Source organism: Shewanella sp. NKUCC05_KAH (assembly GCF_019345585.1).
Lineage (GTDB): Bacteria > Pseudomonadota > Gammaproteobacteria > Enterobacterales > Shewanellaceae > Shewanella > Shewanella oncorhynchi.
Genome location: NZ_JAHKQZ010000002.1, coordinates 183,948 through 206,318 on the forward strand (window position 1 = coordinate 183,948; position 22,371 = coordinate 206,318).

Consider the following 22,371-nt stretch of genomic DNA (forward strand, 5'->3'; position numbering starts at 1 on the left):
GGGATTATGGGAAAAAGTTCGACATCTGAGCCACACACGCCATTAACCCAATGGCAAAACAGTTTGCCATTCAAATTTAGCCTTATTCAGCTCGTCATTGCCGCTATTTTGATTTGTAGTACAGCTTGGGTGATGCTAAGCATTCAACGCCAACAAGTTCTTGATCAGCAAGCCGTGTTAAACCAAAACTATGGCCAGTTGATTATCGCCAAACTGCAAGAAATGACTTCACAGGTTGAAACCGTAGTCGACTCTATTTCCAGTATTGCCAAACTTTACCGCTATGATCATGAGCAACTGGTGAAAACCATTCCCACGTTGCTGAAGCTCGATAGTCAACAACGCATCATCTCTGGTGGCGGCGTCTGGCCGGAACCCGGCGCGTTTAATCAGCAAAAATTTCGAGATAGCCTGTTTTGGGCACACAATGTAAACGATGAATTAGTCGCCATTGATTCCTATAACAAAGACACGTTCCCAAGCTACCACACCGAAGAATGGTATCGCCCGACGCGCTATTTTCCTGCAGGTAAAATTTTCTGGTCAAAATCTTATTTCGATCCGACAACCCATGAGTCAATGATCACAGCCTCAGGCGCTATGTGGATGGACCATCAGTTTATTGGTGCCGCCACTGTGGATATCAGTTTAGAAAAGCTCAATGTGCTGTTACGCAATGCTATGATTAATGTCAGAGGCTATGTCATAGCCTTAGATCATCAAAACCAAGTACTCGCCTATCCAGATGCCAATAACAATCTTAAGCAGCAAACCAATACCAATCATTCTTTCGTCACCTTCAATCATCTCGCCAGCCAACAGCCAGATTTCAGCCCCGTCGAAGTCGCATTACAGAGTGCAGATAAAGCCTTTATAGAAGCGGCGATTGCCGAGCGCGTTTTTACCCAAGAACAGATGCAGCATCTAACGAGACTAAGTCATCAAAATGAGCGTGACATGTTAGCGGCCATCGTAAATAACAATGCCTTAAATCATTTTACTGCCCCGAAATTACTGACGTCGGTAACTTTGACCCATGATCCAATCCTTAAAACGGCATCTCTCGTTTCGGTATTTCTCATGCCAAATACCTATTGGAAGGTACTTGTCGTCACCCCAATTTCACCGCTGCAGGATACCGCTAAACATTTAATCGAAAAGGTCGGCGTTTATTTAGTCTGTATTCAACTATTAGGCTTAATTCTATTATTCTTACTCCAGCACCGACTATTTATCACCCCCATTATTGAAATCGTCCAAGCCTTAAAACGTAATGATTCCGCCTCTATCGAACTCAAAGCCAATAACAGCCATGACGAAATTGGCTTATTGGCAAAAACATTCCTGTCGCGTACTCGACAGCTTGAAGTGGCAATGGCGAGCTTAGATGCGAGTAACCTGGCACTAGAACAGCAATTGCAGAGCCAAAACCTGTTTCAACTGGAGTTAAAGCGCCATAAAGAACAATTGAGGGCTTTACTTAAATTTTCTCAAAATCTCATCTATATCAAAGATCTTCACGGTAAATATATTCTCGTCAATGACAAATATTGTGAAATCTTAGGTATAGAACGCAGACGCATTATTGGCACCTCTGATTTTGAGATATTTCCCAGCCAATTTGCCCACGAGTATCAACAAAATGATCGACGCGTTCTGCATAATCATGAAGCCATAAACTTCGAAGAAGCTATTCCATCGCCCCTAGGCAATCTTATTTATATCGTGACTAAATTTAAGATCAAAGATGATGACGATACCGTTATTGCAGTCGGTGCTATCGCCTTTGATATCACCTTACAAAAAATTAAAGAGCAAGAACAAGAAAAGTTACTTTTAGGGCAAGTCGAGGCGCTTAATCACCTACAAGAACAAGTTCGCCTCAGTAATCAACATAGCCATGAACTCCATCTGCTCCAAGACAAATCAACCCAATTACTTGAGAAGCATCACCAACTCAATCTCAGTCGTGAACAAAGCCAACAGCTAATGCAAAATTTTCTAGCTGAAATGATGACGCAAATTATGCATGAGCAAGATCAGCTACTCGCCAAAGTGTGCCAACTTCAGCCAATAGATAATGCTAACGACCAAAATCAGATCACCGAAATCATGGTGACTCAGGCAGATAAACTGCGACATATTGCCCAGTTATTAACGAATCATCAAAATGACATTCGGCCACTGCATCTCGCACAATTTATGCGCCATCTCTTAGGGTTACTAAAGGTACAACTAGCTAAAACAAATGTGGAAATAGCGTTAAATTGCGAAGAAAATATCATCATTGATGGCCCTTCTTGGCAATATTTGCAGCTGTTTTATCGTCTAATCACCAACACGTTGAATCATGCATTTAAAGCTCACAATGAACAGCGTGAAATAACCATTAATATCGACAAGTCGAGCGAAGAGTTACACATCAGTATTATCGATAATGGGATAGGTATGACAGAACCGCAACTCGCACAGTTACGACAAGAACTAACACAAGAACTCTGCATTGGAACGCTGACCTGTATAAATCTGTGGCTTAAAAATGATCTCAATGGCAGCCTTAGCATCAGTAGCCACTTGAACCAAGGCACACACATTCAATGTCGTTGGCCACTGAGTACAGGTTTAGAACCGCAATAAATGAAGGTGCGTTATTGATCTAACCATGCCTTGGCTTGGCTATGTTCATCGGCGGTAAATACCTTTACCGGACATGGCAGCATGCAGGCTAGCGCATTAACCATAGCATTTGTTTGAGTGGCATTGGCAATCATCACGACCCTTGAAAAATCACTTAAATGAAATAAACCTAATACCGCATCATCCCACAGGGCCCCAACGGATATACCTTCAAATTCAGGGGAAAACTCGTACCAAAGGCGAATACTGGCGTGGTCTTGCAGCTTGGCTTCTATGGCGGGAACCAAATAGCCTTCAACATCCCCATGGTTAACACGGCCAGATGCGACCACAGCCAATATATCATCGGCATGACCCGAAGAAATCGTTAGCATTGAACACTCCTTATCAATACATGAAGGGAAAAATAGTTAAAGCTCATACACTAAAGATACACAGACAATGACATAAATGCGGGAAAGATGGGCTTTTTATTTTAAAAAAAACACCATTTTATACATACACATCAGTGATGCAAATAACGCCAAAAGGAGCTAATCCACAGCGATGACTCGCATAACACAGCAACAAAACTTAGTCGCAGAACTCGATGAAAAATGGTGGCCATACGAAATAACATGAGGTGAAGCAAAGAGCAGATATTTACCTCACACTCAAAGCTGCTGCAGCTCGAGCTTAACAATAAGAGTGAGGAAACACATGGTACTCAAACGATGATGATTTACGCCGCTAAAAATTAGTATTAGTCCTGACTTACCTGAAATCACGCATTAATAAATAATCTAATTGCTATTCTGACTAAGCACTCACTTGAAGTTTAGCGATTTCTTGATCGAACAAATTCTTAATCAAACTAGAAAACTCAGTAATAAATAAAGTTTGTGCGGGAGTCGCTTTATGGTTGGCAACTGAAGCTAAAATCTCTTCTAAATCATACACAATTGCATCCACTTCACGGATAATCACATTACGTTGCGTAAAAGACAACGATGGATTTTGGCCACACACCATAATGATCTGTGCCGACAATTGCTCTTCAAATAACTCCATCACAGTATCGTCTGAAACTACCTCTGAACTTGGTGTTTCAAATAAGCCAAGATGTTCAGTTAAATACTGGACCAAATGCATGTAACCATCTTTATCTGTGACCATTTTTTACCCTTTAAACTCATTAACTTAATATCTATTGTGATGCTATTAATAGCACATCAGAAAATATCAAAGAAGCCAAAGGCTCGGCTTCTTATCAAGATCTCGCATACGCCACTTATTTAACTCTAGCCTATCTTCGATAACAGACGTATTGATCTATACCAATCTTATTGAAGTTACTGAGTTAAGGTTAGTACAAATGACACAGGAACAGCTTGACTAATGCTCGATAAACCCGCAATTTCACGTAATTTATCAATCCCAGCCACAAGATCAAACTCATTGGCATTAACAATTACCGGTTGAAAACTGTTCACTAAAAGTTTGTTATCAGAAACTTTAGTGATAATCACCGAAAAAGCCTTAGTTTGCGATTTGCCGTGTAACGCAATTTTTCCATCAATATCAAAAACTTTACTCTCACCGACGCCAAGATTTTTTAGTATCTTAGGGTCTACTTGTGATGACAGTTTCAGCTCTGGATACAAAGACACTTCAAATAACAAATTTTGCATCCGCTCATCGCGGACATCAATACCCGTTGCCACACCGATTAGTGGAATTGTTAATTCAAATTGACCGTTATCTTTTAGCGTACCTTTGAGTTGTTTAAAGTGATGGACTTCACCTATATCACCTTTCTTTACCGAAATAAAACTGACTCGCGAATCTTGTTCCATCACTTGCCATTGCGCGGCACAGCTAAAACTGGCCATAGCAGATAAGGCGACAATTCCCATCCATTTTTTCATCGTATCCGTCCTTAAAGAGTGAGTTTAAAAGCCATGTCGTAAAGAAAATCGACATCCGCAACAGACTAAAATCCTGCCCAGTTAAACGTGATCAACATCACCTAACTTAAGCTAAAGATACTCTGTTTATCCATTAGCGACCAGTAAACTATGATTCATACGCGCACTAACCATTTATCTAAGCTATTGGCAAAAGCCTGTTTATCCGCTTGAGAAAACGAATCAGGCCCGCCGGTGTGCACGCCAGAACCGCGTAAATCTTCCATAAAGTCACGCATCGTCAGTTTTTGTTTTATGTTATCGACGGTATAAAGCTCGCCACGGGGATTGAGCGCCAAGGCGCCCTTTTCAATGATTAAAGCCGCTAAGGGAATATCCGCAGTGATCACTAAATGCGTCGGTTCCACATGATCGACAATATATTGATCGGCCACATCAAATCCCGCACCGACTCGAATTTGGCTGATATAGGGAGATGGCGGTACGCGGATCATTTGATTAGCCACCAGCACCAACGGCAGGGCTTTGCGCTCCGCCGCCCGAAACAGGATTTCTTTGATGGGATTAGGGCATGCATCCGCATCAACCCAAATTTTATAATCACTCAATGTCTTTTAGCTCTGTTGTTAGGTTCACGAGCTCAGTTCTATGCTGAGCTATCGAACTATGCGCCGTACTATGGCGCTAAACGATCGATTTCCCACTCTGCATCATGGCAAGAATAAATAAAACGATCATGCAGCCTGTGTTCTCCACCCTGCCAAAATTCGATACTCGAAGGTCTCACTAAGTAACCGCCCCAAAAACTGGGTAAAGGCACATCGCCCTTGGCGAACTTAGCTTTCATTTCGAAGAATTTGCCTTCAAGTACTTGTCTAGCGCTGAGTTTACTCGACTGCTGCGATACCCAAGCCGCAATTTGGCTGTCCTTAGGACGGGTCATAAAGTATTTAAGCACTTCAGCGGTGGACAGTGCCTGCGCTTCACCAAGCACAGATACTTGACGCTCTAGAGGATGCCAAGGGAAATGCAAACTGACTTTATTATTAGCAGCAATTTGCTGTGCTTTGCGGCTGCCAAGGTTAGTAAAAAATACGAAACCTGTGTCATCAAAACGCTTAAGTAATACTATTCGTTGAAAAGGTTGGCCGTGCTCATCCACAGTCGCCACACACATGGCGGTGGGATCACTAAGCTCTGCATCCCTCGCCTGCGTCATCCACAATTCAAACAAGTCCATCGGGTTTTGCGGTAAGTCGGCACGTCTTAAGCCGCCTTTGGCATACTCGCGGCGGATATCACTGAGATCTGTCATAGGGTTTCCTTAAGCAAACGCCAAAAATTCACATGAGTTCAGGGATCAGCACTTCAGCCTGAAGCTGCTGATAGTGGCTAAAACCAATGTCATAACCTTGCTCGGTCGTTAATGAACACCGCCCTAAGCATAAATGGGCAGGAAATCCCTGCGTTGAGTCGTCGGTGTTAAAGCGGATTGTGTCCCAACTGACAGGAGCAAACAAGGTTAATAGACGCGCTAATAGATCTTGCGGATACTGCGCTAAATCCAGATTCGTTTCAAAGCTCACATAGGAGCTAGCGCACGCATTCTCGCTTTGAGGCGTAATATGCAAAGTAACATAATATTTGCCCCAAAGACCGTTCATCGAAAAGCCTGACGGATCAAATAAATGGGCGTCAATCTCAAATTCAGGGAGTAAATCGTTAAGCTCGAGTGCGGCGTAAATCTCATCTTTACTCTGCGAGCCGCCATTAAGATAGTCGGCAAATTCGCCACGAATGTGGTACATCAACAGCTCACTGGTTTGATCATCATTTGGTGCTCGATAATCACTGTCAGAGCAGAAAAAATAGTGATGATGGCTGTCGAGATGGCCTACTCGAAAGGCTTTACCGGCGATACGTTGGCGCAGTTTGCCAATATCTTCGGCAAAACTCGTGGTTTGCAGATGAGCTTGGTATTCGTTTTTACGCTGATAACTCACCAAGACCATCGCAGGTGCGCCAAGCGCGTCGATAAAGTAACAGGCGGCGTCCACTAAGGTACTGTTACCACAGGTGAGCATGACAAATCTGTCGTGCCATACAAACAAGCTGGATTCACTCAACAGATAAGCATCACAGTCCGCATTACTTAACTGCGACAGTATCTCGGCGTGGGCACAGTTGACTAAGGCAGACCAAAAACTCACATCGAGTTCTCGTAAATTCGGCGCAGACGCCGTCACGATAATCTCGAGTTTTTTTTCTGAACCTTCAAAAAACATCAACCCTTTGACCTCATGATCGTCACTCATCCTTTACTTGATCCTAGAACAACGCGATTTTACACGACTAAAACGGCAATAAAAGTGAAAAATCTGTCCTTATAAAAACAAAAATCAGCCGAGGTTACCCAAGGCTGATTTATTTTAACACGCTAGAAATTAAGAAAAATCTTCTAAATAGGTATAGCCTTTCAGCCCTAGTTGCAATTCTTCTAAAATTTGTGCGCGTTCACCTTCGGCGATATGCAGATTCACTAACTCTTCATAAGTGCGCATAAAGGCCACCGCATCTAAGTTAACGTAACGCAATACGTCAGCAACCGTGTCACCCGCCAATACCGATTCGATGTTAGTCACACCATTATCTTCAATGCGAACCACTGCTGAGTTTGTATCACCAAACAGGTTATGCATATCACCCAAGATTTCTTGGTATGCACCCACAAGGAAGAAACCAATCAGGTACGGGCTATCCGCACTCCATGCTGGCACTGGCAGCGTGGTTTCAATCCCTTGACCATCAACGTATTGATCGACAATACCGTCAGAGTCGCAGGTGATATCGAGCATGACAGCACGGCGTTCAGGGGCTTTATCTAGGCCCGATAACGGCAATACTGGGAACACTTGGTCAATACCCCAAGCATCCGGTAATGACTGGAATAATGAGAAGTTAACAAAGAACTTATCGGCTAACTTTTCATTGAGTTCATCAATGATAGGTCTGTGATAACGGTTTTTCGCACTCAATAGCCCTTGCACTTCATGACACACGCGCAGGTTAGCTTGCTCAGCCCACGCACGCTCCGCTAAGGTCAATTGACCTAAAGCGAATAGCGAATGCGCTTCTTGTAAGTCACTTTGGCTATCGTGGTAAATCTCAATCAAAGCACGTTGATCGGCGCGGCCGCTGATCTCAGACCATGAATGCCACATGTTATGCAATAACTGTGGTGAATCTTCCGCTGGCGGTTGAATATCTTCAGGCTGATAAGCTTCAGTACCGATAACATCGGTGATAAGCACAGCATGGTGCGCCGTTAAGTAACGACCCGATTCTGAAATAATACGTGGCATAGGTTGCTCGTATTCATTACAGATGTCAGTCAATACGTTAACTATGTTGTTGGCATATTCGGTCAGGCCATAGTTCATCGAGTTATTACTTTGGCTACGAGTGCCATCGTAATCCACCGCTAAACCACCACCGACGTCAAAGCAGTTAACGCTTGCGCCTAATTCACGTAATTCACAGTAGAAACGACCCGCTTCACTCACACCTTGGCGAATATCACGGATATTAGCGATTTGCGAACCTAAGTGGAAATGCAGCAATTGCAGCGAATCCAGCATATCGTGTTGCTTAAGTTGCTCTACAACCAGCAAAATTTGCGCAGCAGATAAACCAAACTTAGATTTTTCACCGCCGCTCGCCTGCCACTTGCCTTTGCCTTGGAACGCTAAACGTGCACGTAGACCTAAACGCGGTGTCACACCCAGACGTTTAGATTCAGCTAACACCATTTTCAGTTCAGACAGTTTTTCTAAAACGATGTAAACCTTGTGGCCTAACTTTTCACCAATCAGTGCTAAACGGATATATTCATTATCTTTATAACCATTACATACAATGACTGAACTGGCTTTTTGCGCCATGGCTAACACAGCCATCAGCTCAGGCTTACTGCCCGCTTCTAAACCCAGTTGTGGTACTTCTTTTGATGCCTGACTCGCCAGGATCTCTTCCACCACAGTTTGCTGTTGGTTTACTTTAATCGGGTAAACCAGCAAATAATCCGCCTGATACTCGTACTTCTGTATCGCTTGGTCGAATGCTTGGCACAAACTGTTCACTCTGTGGTGCAGGATCTGCGGAAAACGAACTAGTACAGGTAAAGCGACTCCCGCCTTAACCATGTCTTTGGCTAGCTCATTTAAGCCAATCTTGTAATCAGGATTTTTGGGGTCCGGTGACACAGTCACCTCACCTTGATCGCTAATCCCATAAAAACCTTGGCTCCAGTGAGTAACATTGTACCCAGCACGAGCATCATCAATAGACCAATCATTCATTATTATTTAGCCCGTCTATTAAAAAATGGGTTAAACGGTTATGGCTTAATAGCACAACCGCCCGTTCGACAAACCCAGGCAAAGGGACACCTTACCTGACATACACGAAGGTAGATTTTACCTTCTCCTTAATGCCGCAACGTCACGCTAGTGTAAGTGACATTGCTGCGATTTTCATTAATAGCGCAAGAGACAACGCATCTTAGCGCAATACATCGTATCATATTGAAGGGAAAGCTTATTCCCTTACCTCAGTAAAGCTATCTTTACTTACCTCGCTTGCATTTATCCTCAGGCTAAAGGGCGCAAATACCGCCAAAAAGCCAAATAAGATCCTGAGTCGCATCCTTAAAACATCAAGCTAATAAGTAGCTTAAAGACGTTTGAAAGAGGTTAAGACCTTCAGAAACCGATTACACAAGTAGAAAACGAAAACCGATAACACTGAACTAGCGAAAACGCCAAACCAGCTTATCGCTAGGCAAGATTATTTTAACAGGGGACTATTGGCTTCTTCGCGGCCAGAATTGATGCGGATCAACGTGAGATGCTTAAGGCCAGTATCATCGTATGGTACGACAATCGAGCGTTGGCATTGTGACACTTTTAGGCAAAGTGCAAAAAATGGATGCTTGTGCATTAGCTAATAAAAACCCTCTTAACCCCATGTAAATCGATATGTTGTCAATTACACGGTTAATGACTGGTGAACCATAAAACCTTTATTACTCACGTAATATTTGTAATGTCTGCAACGAGCGGAATCGTTGAACGGCGCAATTAAACCGCGCAATGTCACAGAATGCAAGCAAGAATCTCATTTAATCTTTTGCATTAAAATATAATAAACACTTGCTTAACAACCACCCGCCACCCATTGGTTTTAAATAGAGTAATATTAGTTAGTTAACCCATAAACGTCGTACACGTCTGTTCAATATTTTTTATATCACCTTTGTCACTTTTATTGACATTTACCCCTGCAAATATCCCTGATTTTTGTGTGTCACTCAAGTGATGCACATTTGCCAATATTAAGTGAAGCCAAACAACCAATTATCACGGCGCCAAACCCGCCACAAATCAGTGGTTCCTCCGAGACACAATGCGTGGTCAAGCCTGCGCTAAGTGACGACTCACACACGCTAAGATAAAGCTCAAAGACAATAATGCTGCAGTTTCAGCACCGAAGTGTATAATCGCAATCGAATCACATTCCATTATGCACAGAGAGATCCATGGTACAGATAGGTAAAACCTGCAAACTTGAGGTTGTAAAACAAGTCAGCTTTGGCGTGTATTTAAACGCCCACGAATTAGGGCAAGTACTGCTGCCAAACAAAGTCACCCCAAAAGACTGCCAAGTCGGTGATCTGCTTGACGTGTTTCTGTATCTAGATTCTGAAGATATCGTGATTGCTACCACTCGCCGTCCATTGGCACAGGTAGGCGAATTCGCCTACTTAAAAGCCGTTGCAACCGGCCCTTATGGCGCCTTTTTAGACTGGGGCTTAGATAAAGATTTATTACTGCCCTTCGGTGAGCAACATAAGCCTATTGAAGAAGGCCGCTCATATCTGGTCTATGTACACGCCAACCGCGCCGATGAACGCATCATGGCCTCATCAAAAATCGATAAGTTCCTCGATAAGACTGAGCCGGACTACACAGTCGGTGAGCAGGTCGATTTATACATCGGCGGCACCACAGATTTAGGCTACAAAGCCATTATTAATCATGCCCATTGGGGCGTGATTTACGAAAACGAAGTGTTCCAAAAACTGCGTTTCGGCCAAAGACTCAAAGGTTTCATCAAACAAGTGCGCCGCGACGGCAAAATCGATCTTGTACTGCAACAAGGCAGTAAACAAGAGTTAGATAAGCACGCCCACATCATTCTGATCAAACTCAAACAGGCTGGCGGCTTCTTAGCCCTGACCGATAAAACCGATGCTGAAATCATTTACGATCAGCTTGGTATGAGTAAAAAAGCCTTCAAAAAAGCCATAGGTGGCTTATTTAAGAATGGCCAACTGAGCATAGATAATGATGGTCTGCGTTTAACTGAAACCGCAGAATAATCAACTCTATTCAGGACTTAGCGTTAAAATTGTACAGTTTACCGCCACTAAGACAGAGTTTGACTGACAACTCCTAGGATATTAAGCATGGCTCTGTTATAAACAAAGCCATGCTTTTTTCTTTGGAGCTTATATGGAACTCACGTTACACGAAGCCAGAGTCATCGGATGCCTGCTTGAGAAAGAAATCACCACCCCTGAGCAATATCCACTCTCGCTAAACTCTTTGACCTTAGCCTGCAATCAAAAAACCAGCCGCGAGCCGGTACTCGAACTCAGCGAAACCCAAGTGCAAATCGCCGTTGATTCCCTAAATCGGAAACGTTTGATCAGCGAACAGTCGGGATTCGGTAGCCGCGTCGTTAAATACAAGCACAGATTCTGCAATACCGAATTCAGCGAACTTCAACTGTCCCCCGCCGCACTCGCCATCGTCTGTTTGTTGCTATTACGTGGCCCACAAACACCGGGAGAACTTCGGACCCGCAGCAACCGCCTACACGAATTTAAAGACGTGATCGACGTGGAAGATTGCATCCGTCAATTAATGAGCCGTGAAAAGCCCTTCTTAAAACAATTACCCAGAGAAGCTGGTCGCCGTGAATCCCGTTATGTGGAATTATTCTCTGCAGCGTCATCGCACGAAAGTGCTAGTCAATCCCATAGCACAAGTCATACCTTAGCCCATGTCGCTGTGTCTGTAGACGCAGAGCCGCTTGAATTAGTGAACAGAGTGACAGAGCTTGAGCAACAAGTCGCTGAACTGACGCAAAAGCTCGATGAATTAATCGCCTCATTGAGCTAATTAGCGATAGATAATGACTGATAAATACCGATGGATAATAAGTGCTATGTGGGCAACATGGCACTTATCGACCGATCCACTGTCTACCCAAGGGTGAGAAACTTAACCGCACCAACATAGTCGCGCCAAGCACCATAGCCCCCTGAACCTAGCGCAAAAAAGAATAGAGACAGCACATGACCAATAATCCACCCAGCAGTTTCAACAACATGTTTATTATCGCCATGTTTGAACTGCGCAAATTTTTATTTAATACCCGCGGGATCATCGCCTTGGTCGCCTTTGGTTTAGTTTGGGGTGTACTTCTGCTTTACCCCATTCAAAGTGCATCGGCCATGTTATTGCAGCCCAATGTAAAAGATATCATCGACAGTTTATTTGGTGCCAATACCCTCAATGTGCTCTTTGAGTGGCCCGTGGCCGAAATGGCGGTGTTTTGGTGCTTTGCGCTGTATTTGTTTCCACTGTTCAGTATTCTTATCGCCGCCGATCAGTTCTCATCGGATAAAACCCGCGGCACGCTGCGCTTCTTAACCATACGCACTAGCCGTGACAGCTTATTGTTCGGCCGTTTCCTTGGCCAAATTCTGATCCAAGGTTTACTGATCCTATTAACGATTATCGCCACTGTCGCCCTCGCGCTCAGCCGCGACAGCCAACTGTTTTTATCAGCGTTAACGTCTGGCGCCTTAGTGGGCCTTAACCTCATCATAGTGATCTTGCCCTACACGGCTGTGATGACTTTATTGTCCCTGTATGCACGCACGGCACGCCAAGCTATGGTGTTTGCCACCATTTTATGGACAGTGATTTCCATCACTATCGTGGTGTTAGCGAATCAATCTAGCCTACTCGCACAACTCCAGTGGGTATTACCCGGTGCTCAACTGTCGGACATGCTCAATACCAATGGACTCAATAGCTTAGTCTATGCACCAATTCCACTGTTACAAACCGCTGTGGCCCTCTTGCTCGGCAGAATTTATATGCAAAGGAGCTCGCTATGAGTCTGATCCAATGCCAAGGGCTGTCAAAGCTTTATGGCAGCAAAAAGGCACTGAACAATGTGAGCTTCAATCTTGAAGCAGGTGCCCCCATTGCCCTTGTCGGTCCCAATGGCGCGGGTAAAACCACACTTTTTAGCCTGTTATGCGGCTATTTATCACCCAGCTCTGGAACCATAACCCTACTCGGTGAAGCCCCCAATAGCCCTAAACTCTTAGGCAAGATTGCCGCTTTACCCCAGGATGCAGTACTCGATTCCAACTTGACGATTGTCAGTCAGTTAATATTTTTCGCTCGCCTGCAGGGCATGAACCTAGAGCAAGCAAAGCAAGAAGCCATTCGCGTATTGACCTTAGTCGATTTGGCGGATGTTGCCGAGCAAAAACCGCCTAGCCTTAGCCACGGTATGAGTAAACGTGTATCAATTGCGCAGGCGCTGATTGGCTCGCCAGAATTAGTATTATTAGATGAACCAACGGCGGGACTCGACCCTGCCAATGCAAAAAAAGTCCGTGAACTGGTCAAAGCCTTATCACCCACCACAACTTTTATGATCAGCTCCCATAATCTCGATGAGCTCGAAAAGCTGTGCGATCAAGTGTTGTATTTAGATAAAGGCCAACTGAGTCAAGCTGTGTCAATGCATGCGTCGACCGACAGCGATTACCTGACGTTAACCATGCAAAACTGTGACAGCGATGCATTGCAAGCGGAAGTGGCAAAACTGGTGGGAGTGGTGAACATCAGCTCAAAACAAAGTAATGTGTTTATTATCCAGCTAGACACAAATACAGAAAAAGCGCACAACAGTGATATTGAGATGCGCCTATTCGCCCTCTTCAATCAGCATCAATGGCAATACAAGATGCTGCTGAAAGGTCGCACTCTGGAAGAAACACTCTTTTCATAGGCAAGCGTTAAAAGGGATGTCTCATCATCCAACGGTTGAATAGTGTTCAATTTATAGCTTAAGCGCAATACGCCTTGCGCTTAGGCCTTTTAACTAAGGTTTTGAACTAAGGCTTTCAATAAGCCTTTAAATTAAGTCCGTCACTTCGCCCAGTAAAATCAGCCCGCCACTCAATCCGACAAACTTGTACTTACTTTAGCAACACACAATCACCAAAAGCTTCACAAGCCTGTCAATAAAACACCAATCAACCGCGCAGAGCTTGCTATGGCTTTCAATCTCGGGACGAGCTTGTTATAACTCCCCTTCGATTGAACCTAAGCTGACTTCAGAGGTTTCTATGAACAAAGCACAACTTATCCAACGTATTGCCACCGAGCTCAATGCATCGCAAGCGAGCACTAAACCTGTGGTTGAGCAGATACTGCAACAGATCCACGTCGCCTTGAGCGAAGGCGAGAAAATTTTCCTGCCACAATTTGGCACCTTTGAACTCAGATACCATGTCGCTAAAACGGGGCGTAATCCACAAACGGGCGAAGCCATAGAAATCGACGGTTACAATCAGCCCAGCTTTAAAGCCTCAACCGCATTGAAGCAGCAAATCAATAGCGGCGCTTAGCTTCAATGTGCAGGCACTATTTTGCGAGATTTTGCGAATATTAGTCAGCAGCCTTGATAGAAATGAGCCTCAACATAATTTGAGGCTCATTTTTTATCAAAAGAAAAATAACCGTTCCGCTTAGGGGAAAGTCTTAAACAATTAAGTAGTCGCTAAGTATTGCTCTCCTCACCTTGATAAAGTGGCGCAATATCGACATAGTCAGCAGCATTTTCAGCACTTGGATCCTCGAGAAATGGCACACAACCGAGGAAAGGTGCTGTCATCATCTCTTTAAGGCTCGTCAGATTCTCCTCAAACATACTCATGTTCGGATCGACACGATTAGCAACCCAGCCTGCAATCTTAAGCCCATCGGCCAATATCGCCTCTTGAGTCAGCAATGCATGATTTAAGCAGCCGAGTTTCATGCCAACCACGAGTATCACTGGCAGTTCTAATCTCTGTACGACTTCCGAAAGATACCTACCATCACCTAAGGGTAAACGCCAGCCTCCCGCGCCCTCAATCAAGCAAAAATCCGCTTGAGCAAATGCCACTAAATCTAAACTTTCAATGATAGCTTCAGGCGCTAAACTCACGCCCACTTGGGCAGCGGCAATGTGCGGTGCAATCGCAGGTTCGAAGGAAAAAGGATTGATGAGTGGATAAGCCAGTTTTAATGATGATGACGTCATCAGCTGTAACGCATCGGCATTGCGCAATCCTTCAGAGGTTTGCGCGCAGCCCGAGGCGATGGGTTTAACACCTAAAGTCAACATAGTGTTGGCTGCAAGAATACTCACAGCGGAGTCAGCATTGGCTATGAGCCCTAAACGATTCACAGCGGTTAATAATGCCGCCGAAACCAAAGTCTTACCGCTATCGGTATCTGTACCTGTTACAAAATACATATTAGATCCTTATCTGTTGCTATGAGTTGTGCTTTGTTAAGCCCACTCTCCATAAGCTAAATGTCCATATAGCTAACGATCTCTATACGTAATGTTAAAAATCCAACGTTTTCTAGATATTAGTGCTAATTGATAATGCCATGACTAAAGGCATAATATGTGAACTTTAAAACCTGCGCCGTGCACGTATTTGAACTATCTGATAGGTTAAAGGCAAACCTTGGGGTAAACGTAGCGATTCAGCTTTGGCCTGCATGGCCTGCCAATCTTGACGACCACGCAGCCGTGGAGTGAATTCTGAAGCACTCACTGTTGAACCTGAAACCCGAGTTGTTGAACTGGCGACATGTACAGAAGCCCCCACACCTTTAATTGAATAGAGTAGTGCCTTAAGAGTGTCAAAATACACTGTCATAGGGACGAGTCGCACTTCAAGTAATTGCCATGTATCGAGTTTAAATGCAGCTTTTAGCACCTCCAGCGTCGAAAAGTCATTCACTCTTAACCCTAATTCAGCTAATTGATTCAAACTCCCCTGCGCTACTAGGCTCAAATGACACTCGCCGTTCGGCTTAAGTACCCGCGCCATTTCGGCTACCGCAGCAGGAAAATCAGCACACCATTGCAGGGCTAGATTAGAGTAAATAACATCCATGCAGCCATTGGTAAAAGGTAAACACTGCGCATCGGCACATACGCCGAGATAATCGGGATAAGACTGTTTTAGCTTTTGTAGCATGCCAAGGGCAATATCCACGGCAAATACAGTTGTGGATGAATTTTGCGTAGAGAGATCCGCTGGTTGAGACACACTATGGTACGCAGAAAAATCCGTGCCAGGGCCTGCCCCTATGTCTAACAGATAACCTGCTGCCGAAAACTCACTGAGTAAACTGGCAGCGCTCAGGCGTTGTAATTGATTATGATCTTGGTAACTATGGGCCGCTGCGGAAAAACGTTCAGCAATTTGAGTCCCGTGCACATTGGACACAGTCCCCGCGAGAACGCCCCCATAAGAAACGCCCGCATTAAGCTCACTCAGCTTAAGATCGCAAGCTATAAACTTGTTTGACTCATGAGCAAACTCACTACAGCTTGGATCACTAGACTTTATCAGGCTTGGCATTTTAACTAACACTCAACCATAAAAACTTAACATTCAATAAAATAACGCGATCTATAGGGTACATTTATCTGTACTCATCGGCAGATTCTCGTTCACTGACAAGCGGAATACCAACACAACTGAGCACTTGGGCTAATTGCTCAACACAAGCAGCAATATCTTCAGCGGTATGGGTCGCCGTTAAGGTAATGCGTAACCGCGCCGACCCTACAGGCACCGTCGGCGGGCGAATCGCCCCACCCCAAATGCCCGCTGCTCTTAACGCTTCTGCGACTTGCAGGGTTTGCTGCGCATCGCCAATGATCAACGGCTGAATTGCGGTATCCGAACCTAAAAGGGGCACGGCAGCATCGAGGCATAACTGTTTGAATAGCGAAATATTCTCAAGCAGTTTCTGCTGTAACTCAGGATGTGCAGTGCAGTACCGAGTCGCGGCTAACGCTAATGCGGCATTGGCGGGCGATAAGGCGGTCGAATAAATATATTCGCGGGCATTACTGACCAAAAAGTCGATCAGCGCCTGACTCCCCAAAACCGCTGCGCCTTGGCAACCTAATGCCTTGCCAAAGGTCACCACTTGCACATCGATAAGCTTGGCGGCTTTATCTCTTACATCACTATTTTGATAGCCATCGAGCACCGCAAAACCATGGGCATCATCAACAATCAACCAAGTATTCTGTTGACGACAAAGCGCCGATAACTGCGTGATCGGCGCACAATCCCCGTCCATGCTAAACACGCTTTCTGTGATTAACGCCGATGCGTGATTTCGAGTCAGAAGCCGCTCAGCGCTCTCAAGCGAATTGTGTAAAAAACGTTTAAGCTGCGCGCCACTATCTTGTAAACCATCAATAATTGAGGCGTGCACAAGTTTATCGGCAATCACAGTATCTTGCTGATCAAACAAGGTTTTCATTAACGCCGTATTGGCACTAAAGCCCGAGCAGAATAGTAATCCCGCTTCATGCCCCGTTAAGGCGCAGAGTTCACGTTCAAGTGTGACATGCGCATCACTGTACCCTGTCACTAAGGGCGATGCGCCGCTACCCACACCGTAGGTCTGCGCGCCAAGGTGCAGCGCTTCAACCAACTCAGGAACGCGGGATAAGCCTAAATAATCATTACTGCTAAAATTAACATAGGATCGCCCTTCGAACACAAAGCGCGGGCTCGAAGTGGGTGCGTTAACATCAAAGCTGTGATCAACACTCAGCATTTTACGTTGCCGTAATAAACCTTGCTCACGTAAGGCTTGCTGACGGTCGGCAATTTTCATCTCGAGCAGAGAACTCATCGATTTAGCCTCAAGAATGATTGTCTTAAAAATGCTTGCTTGAAAAATGGAGTGCGGCCAATAAAGCTATCGGCCGCAATCAAAATAGGCTGCAGCCAACAAGGTTTACAGGCTATTCGACCTGTTTGTCGGACAACATGCGCTCAGCAGTATTACAAAGCACCCGCGTCATAGAATTGTGCCGATGACTTATCTTGATAGGCCGCGGCTTTTGCTAAAACAGCACTTTCTTCTTCCAGTTTTGCCGCTGCGCCCTGCTCGGGACGTAAGCCTAAACGTCGAAATAGCCCCATATCATCGCTTTCTTCTGGGTTTGGTGTGGTCAGCAATTTACAACCATAGAAAATCGAGTTAGCGCCAGCAAAGAAACACATGGCCTGCAGCTCATCACTCATATTTTCGCGGCCTGCCGATAACCGTACACGGGAAAGCGGCATTAAAATACGCGCTACGGCGATAGTACGCACAAATTCGAGTGGGTCGAGGTCGTCAAGCTTCTCAAACGGCGTGCCCGCCACTTTAACTAACATATTGATAGGCACTGAATCAGGATGCTGCGGTAAATTAGCCAGCTGTTGTAGTAAGCCTGCGCGATCCGTCGCCTTTTCACCCATGCCGACAATCCCGCCCGAGCACACTTTCATGCCAGAAGCGCGCACATGTGTCAGTGTATCTAAACGATTTTGATAGGTACGTGTCGTGATCACATCGCCGTAATATTCAGGCGAAGTATCTAAATTATGGTTGTAATAATCTAAGCCAGCACTGGCTAAATCGTTCGCTTGATCTTCAGAAAGCATGCCAAGCGTCATACAGGTTTCCATACCTAAGGCTTTAACTTCTTGCACCATTTGTTTAAGGTACGGCATGTCTTTTTCTTTTGGATTACGCCAAGCAGCGCCCATGCAGAAACGAGAGGCACCCGCGGCTTTAGCACTGCGCGCCTCGGTCAGCACAGTTTCCATTGCCAGCAAACGCTCTTTCTCTAGACCTGTGTCATAGCGAGCACTCTGCGGGCAATATTTACAATCCTCAGGGCAAGCACCGGTTTTAATCGATAATAAACGGCTAATTTGCACTTCATTAGGATCGTATACCTCACGGTGAATACTGTGTGCTTTAAATAATAAGTCATTCATCGGCAGCGCAAATAAGGCTTCGATTTCTTCCCGCTTCCAATCATGACGAACTTGCAACTGCGACATTGAACACCCTTTTTATTCTGTTTTTTATCTTGGCTAGGATAACCTCAGCCCTTAAACTGTCAACGCCAACCAGTGAACCAAGTTTACTAATGGCTACTTTATAATCAAAGAAGTGAGCATTTATGCGCAATTTACTCGATTTTGACTTTGATAGCGCCCATATTTGGCATCCTTACACCTCAATGACCCGATCTCTTCCTGTTTTTGGTGTACACAGCGCCAAAGGCTGTGAATTGGAATTAGTTGATGGCCGCAAGTTGGTCGATGGCACTAGCTCGTGGTGGGCCTGTGTGCACGGCTATGCACATCCCGAGATATTAACTGCGATGGAAAAACAGTTGCATCAACTGAGCCATGTGATGTTTGGCGGTATCACCCATGAACCCGCCATTGAACTGTGTAAAAAACTTATCGCTATGACCTGCGAACCGCTAACAAAGGTCTTTTTGTGCGACTCTGGATCTATCTCAGTCGAAGTGGCAATTAAAATGGCGCTGCAATATTGGCAAGGTCAGAGTTGGCAAGGGCAAAGTGTACATGGAGAAGAGCGACCGCTAAAACAACGCATTCTTACCGTTAAGAAGGGTTACCACGGCGATACCTTTGCCGCGATGAGCGTATGCGATCCCGAAGGCGGCATGCACACTATGTTTGGCGATGCAGTAACCAAGCAATCATTTGTGCCCGCGCCACAAACCGCCTTTGGCGAAGCCTTACAAGCCGATGATTTAACCGCAATGCGCGACATATTAAGCATTAATCACCATGATATTGCCGCAGTGATTATAGAGCCGATAATGCAAGGCGCTGGCGGTATGCGTTTCTACAGCGCAGATTATTTAACGGGTCTTCGTGCCCTATGTGATGAATTTGATGTCCTGCTGATCTTAGATGAAATAGCCACTGGCTTTGGTCGAACAGGCAAGCTTTTTGCTTATGAACACGCCCATATTACCCCTGATATCTTATGTTTAGGCAAAGCGCTGACTGGCGGTTATATCAGCCTAGCGGCAACGCTATGTACCGATAAAGTTGCCCAAGGCATAAGCCAATCTCCCGCAGGCGTGTTTATGCATGGGCCGACATTTATGGGCAACCCGCTGGCCTGCGCGGCGGCGTGTGCGAGCTTAGACTTAATCAATCGCAATGAATGGCAAGCGCAAGTGGCCGCTATCGAGCAGCAAATGCGCGTTGAACTTAACGATGCGATTGATTTGCCGAGCGTAAAAGATGTGCGAGTGCTCGGCGCTGTCAGCGTGTTAGAGATGCACGAACCCGTCAATACCGCAGAGCTACAGCAGCAATTTGTCGATTTAGGCGTCTGGGTGCGTCCCTTCGCCAACCTTATCTATATCATGCCGCCCTATATCATTAGCTCAGCACAATTAAGCCAACTCACCAGTGCGATGAAGCAAGTCGCAGCAGGTATTAGCGCGGTATCAAAAAATCTCGAGCCGCAACTTATCAGCCACGGTTGATGCTTTAACACTTGACCATCTTTTAGCTTAACGCTCTTTCAACTCAATAAGCCTTTAACGTCGAATAAACGAACCCCTGCGCACTGTGCGCTAAGGGTTCGAACTGCTTGGCTTATATCAGACTCAGCAGCCCTTCCCTTGTTCGAATCTCGCATCCTCTCGATAGATAAACGCGCTAAGGTTGCAATTGCAATATTGCTCACAATTTCCATTAAAACTCTGTAATTTAGTGCATTTATTTAATCCGCCAACTGGAAATTTTATCAAAGCCAACGATGCTTATATCACTCACTTTACACAACATATCTTTCGCCAAAAGCTGACAACAACTTGAGCAGAGGGAATGGCTTAAATCGCTACACAAAGAAAAGGAGATCATATGTTCAAACTCGCTGACATCCCCGTTAATCGAAAACTCGCACTACAGCTCATTATCGCCCTCGCAGGTGCCTTAATTTTACTCACTATTTCCGTCACAGCCCTAAAGCACAACCTGATGGCAGAGCGTGAAGCACGACTTAATGCCGTATTGTCCCTCGCCAGCACCCGTATCCAAGCGTTGTCGCAATCGCTCCCCCTAGAGCAAGCACAGCAAGCCGCTAAAGACATGTTAAACGACATGCGTTTTGATGGTGATAACTACTTGTTTGTAATTGATGAATCGAGGTACGTTATCGTTCATCCCATCAAAAAAGAACTGGTTGGCCAACAAATGGGTAATCGAGGCGAAGAGAATTATTGGTTTGAAATGGTCGAACTCGGCCGTGATGGCAAACAAGGATTAGTCGAATACCGCTGGACGACGGCGAATGGCAAATCAGCGCAGAAAATCTCACTTGTCATGGGATTTAAACCTTGGGGCTGGATCTTAGGCTCAGGTATGTTACTCCAAGATATCGAAGCCACCATTTGGAATGAATACCTCACCATGGGAGGCATTACATTTGTCATTATTGTGCTTATGGCTTGGCTAGGTTATGCCATTAGCCGCTCTATTACTCAGCCATTGGATGATGTGAATCTGGCTATGCTCGCCATCACAAAAGGTGATTTAACGACTCAGCTAAAAATCTATGGTAAAGATGAACTTGGCATCCTAGCCCACAATATAAACCAAAGCATAGACTCCATTCGTAGCACTTTACTTCAAGCGAGTCATAGCGCTGACAATGTTGCACAGGCCTCGGCTCGGATCGCCTCAACTGCAGAGGAAACCAATCAAGCGGTAAATAATCAGCGGGATCAACTCGCCCAACTTGCCACAGCCATGAATGAAATGAGCGCCACTATCGCCGATGTCGCGAATAATGCGGAGAGCACAGCCAAAGATACCAAAGAAGCCACTTGGGAAGCTGGCCTTGGCGACCAAGATGTTCACGCCAGCGTAGATGGTATTCATGCACTTGCCAAAGAAGTGGAGCAAGCGACGGATCAAGTAAATATGCTTAAAGAGGAAGTCATGCAGATCAGCGAGGTCACCTCTGTTATCAGCGCGATTTCAGACCAAACCAACTTGCTGGCACTGAATGCGGCAATTGAAGCCGCCCGCGCTGGCGAGCAAGGGCGAGGGTTCGCTGTAGTCGCCGATGAAGTGAGGCAACTTGCCAGTCGCACTAGGCAATCGACCGAAGAAATTCAAAACACGATTTCATTATTGCAACAACGGGCCGTGAGCGCCGCTAAGGCAATGGATGCAAGCCGAGCTTTGGCAGAAAACAGTGTGAGTCAATCGGCAAAAGCGGGGAAGGACTTATCGCTTATCGTTGCTCATATAAAACATGTGAGTGACATGGCAACCCATATCGCCACCGCCGCAGAAGAACAAAGTGTGGTCGCAGAAGACATGAACAGAAACGTGTGCGGGATTAATAACTCAGCGCTCGAAGTCTCTGAATCGGCAACTTATTTGGCTCAAGAAAGTGAAAGTTTGGCCGAATTATCACTGAATTTAAACAATAAACTGGCCGTATTCAAACTCTAGTCATGTATTTAGTTACACCCACAAACCTGTGTCAAACCGTTTAGCCAAGATAAGCCGCATAAAAAA

20 protein-coding genes are annotated in these 22,371 nt (G+C 45.2%); 8 read left to right on the forward strand and 12 right to left on the reverse strand.

Annotated features, from left to right (window positions below):
* Window positions 1–6: 6 nt before the first annotated feature.
* Window positions 7–2,637 carry a PAS domain-containing protein gene (locus tag KO533_RS02685; protein WP_219252772.1) on the forward strand — a complete coding sequence of 877 codons (2,631 nt, stop codon included), beginning with the start codon at window positions 7–9 and terminating at the stop codon, window positions 2,635–2,637.
* An 11-nt stretch (window positions 2,638–2,648) separates the two neighbouring features.
* Here the strand turns inward: KO533_RS02685 and KO533_RS02690 are convergent, their stop codons facing one another.
* From KO533_RS02690 to KO533_RS02725, 8 genes are all read right to left on the reverse strand, one after another.
* Window positions 2,649–3,011, reverse strand: a complete 363-nt coding sequence (locus tag KO533_RS02690) for an STAS/SEC14 domain-containing protein (protein WP_028760325.1) — start codon at window positions 3,009–3,011, stop codon at window positions 2,649–2,651.
* Between the two features lie 424 nt (window positions 3,012–3,435).
* The gene (locus KO533_RS02695) at window positions 3,436–3,792 is read right to left on the reverse strand and encodes a DUF3802 family protein (RefSeq protein WP_113938764.1); all 357 of its coding nucleotides are present in this window, start codon (window positions 3,790–3,792) and stop codon (window positions 3,436–3,438) included.
* Between the two features lie 176 nt (window positions 3,793–3,968).
* Window positions 3,969–4,544 carry a YceI family protein gene (locus KO533_RS02700; protein WP_028760327.1) on the reverse strand — a complete coding sequence of 192 codons (576 nt, stop codon included), beginning with the start codon at window positions 4,542–4,544 and terminating at the stop codon, window positions 3,969–3,971.
* Window positions 4,545–4,699: 155 nt separating this feature from the next.
* Window positions 4,700–5,152 (reverse strand): YaiI/YqxD family protein, encoded by a 453-nt coding sequence (locus KO533_RS02705; RefSeq protein ID WP_006081277.1) that lies wholly within the window; start codon window positions 5,150–5,152, stop codon window positions 4,700–4,702.
* A 68-nt stretch (window positions 5,153–5,220) separates the two neighbouring features.
* Entirely contained in the window at window positions 5,221–5,859 is a 639-nt protein-coding gene (gene pdxH / locus KO533_RS02710; RefSeq protein ID WP_219252774.1) for a pyridoxamine 5'-phosphate oxidase, read from the reverse strand.
* A 28-nt stretch (window positions 5,860–5,887) separates the two neighbouring features.
* Window positions 5,888–6,829 (reverse strand): adenosylmethionine decarboxylase, encoded by a 942-nt coding sequence (locus KO533_RS02715; protein WP_219252912.1) that lies wholly within the window; start codon window positions 6,827–6,829, stop codon window positions 5,888–5,890.
* A 159-nt stretch (window positions 6,830–6,988) separates the two neighbouring features.
* Window positions 6,989–8,902, reverse strand: coding sequence for a biosynthetic arginine decarboxylase (speA, locus tag KO533_RS02720; protein ID WP_028760330.1), 1,914 nt, complete (start codon window positions 8,900–8,902; stop codon window positions 6,989–6,991).
* Window positions 8,903–9,389: 487 nt separating this feature from the next.
* Entirely contained in the window at window positions 9,390–9,542 is a 153-nt protein-coding gene (locus KO533_RS02725; RefSeq protein WP_011846564.1) for a hypothetical protein, read from the reverse strand.
* Window positions 9,543–10,140: 598 nt separating this feature from the next.
* Here KO533_RS02725 and KO533_RS02730 point away from each other — a divergent pair.
* From KO533_RS02730 to KO533_RS02750, 5 genes are all read left to right on the forward strand, one after another.
* Window positions 10,141–10,983 (forward strand): S1-like domain-containing RNA-binding protein, encoded by an 843-nt coding sequence (locus tag KO533_RS02730; protein ID WP_105252833.1) that lies wholly within the window; start codon window positions 10,141–10,143, stop codon window positions 10,981–10,983.
* A gap of 133 nt (window positions 10,984–11,116) precedes the next feature.
* Window positions 11,117–11,788: a DUF480 domain-containing protein gene (locus KO533_RS02735; RefSeq protein WP_113938766.1), complete on the forward strand. Its 672-nt coding sequence runs from the start codon at window positions 11,117–11,119 to the stop codon at window positions 11,786–11,788.
* A 176-nt stretch (window positions 11,789–11,964) separates the two neighbouring features.
* Complete coding sequence (locus KO533_RS02740) at window positions 11,965–12,795, forward strand: ABC transporter permease subunit (RefSeq protein ID WP_113938767.1); 831 nt, start codon at window positions 11,965–11,967, stop codon at window positions 12,793–12,795.
* Complete coding sequence (locus KO533_RS02745) at window positions 12,792–13,703, forward strand: ABC transporter ATP-binding protein (RefSeq protein ID WP_219252775.1); 912 nt, start codon at window positions 12,792–12,794, stop codon at window positions 13,701–13,703. Before KO533_RS02740 ends, KO533_RS02745 begins: the two co-directional genes overlap by 4 nt.
* Before the next feature lie 340 nt (window positions 13,704–14,043).
* Window positions 14,044–14,325, forward strand: coding sequence for an HU family DNA-binding protein (locus tag KO533_RS02750; RefSeq protein WP_219252776.1), 282 nt, complete (start codon window positions 14,044–14,046; stop codon window positions 14,323–14,325).
* Window positions 14,326–14,477: 152 nt separating this feature from the next.
* On the opposite strand, the gene bioD is transcribed toward KO533_RS02750, so the two are convergent.
* The 4 genes from bioD to bioB all read right to left on the reverse strand — a co-directional run bounded on the left by bioD (window position 14,478) and on the right by bioB (window position 18,846).
* A complete protein-coding gene (gene bioD, locus KO533_RS02755; RefSeq protein ID WP_105252838.1) occupies window positions 14,478–15,218 on the reverse strand; it encodes a dethiobiotin synthase in 741 nt (246 codons plus the stop codon).
* A gap of 166 nt (window positions 15,219–15,384) precedes the next feature.
* Window positions 15,385–16,344 (reverse strand): methyltransferase domain-containing protein, encoded by a 960-nt coding sequence (locus KO533_RS02760; protein WP_219252777.1) that lies wholly within the window; start codon window positions 16,342–16,344, stop codon window positions 15,385–15,387.
* Window positions 16,345–16,408: 64 nt separating this feature from the next.
* Window positions 16,409–17,641, reverse strand: a complete 1,233-nt coding sequence (locus KO533_RS02765) for an 8-amino-7-oxononanoate synthase (protein WP_219252778.1) — start codon at window positions 17,639–17,641, stop codon at window positions 16,409–16,411.
* 152 nt (window positions 17,642–17,793) lie between these two features.
* Window positions 17,794–18,846, reverse strand: a complete 1,053-nt coding sequence (gene bioB, locus KO533_RS02770; protein ID WP_028760338.1) for a biotin synthase BioB — start codon at window positions 18,844–18,846, stop codon at window positions 17,794–17,796.
* Between the two features lie 122 nt (window positions 18,847–18,968).
* Between bioB and bioA the strand changes: the two genes are divergently transcribed.
* Both bioA and KO533_RS02780 read left to right on the forward strand, forming a co-directional pair.
* On the forward strand, window positions 18,969–20,324 hold the full coding sequence (bioA, locus tag KO533_RS02775; protein ID WP_219252779.1) for an adenosylmethionine--8-amino-7-oxononanoate transaminase: 1,356 nt from the start codon (window positions 18,969–18,971) through the stop codon (window positions 20,322–20,324).
* Between the two features lie 379 nt (window positions 20,325–20,703).
* The gene (locus KO533_RS02780; protein ID WP_219252780.1) at window positions 20,704–22,305 is read left to right on the forward strand and encodes a methyl-accepting chemotaxis protein; all 1,602 of its coding nucleotides are present in this window, start codon (window positions 20,704–20,706) and stop codon (window positions 22,303–22,305) included.
* Window positions 22,306–22,371 lie beyond the last annotated feature (66 nt).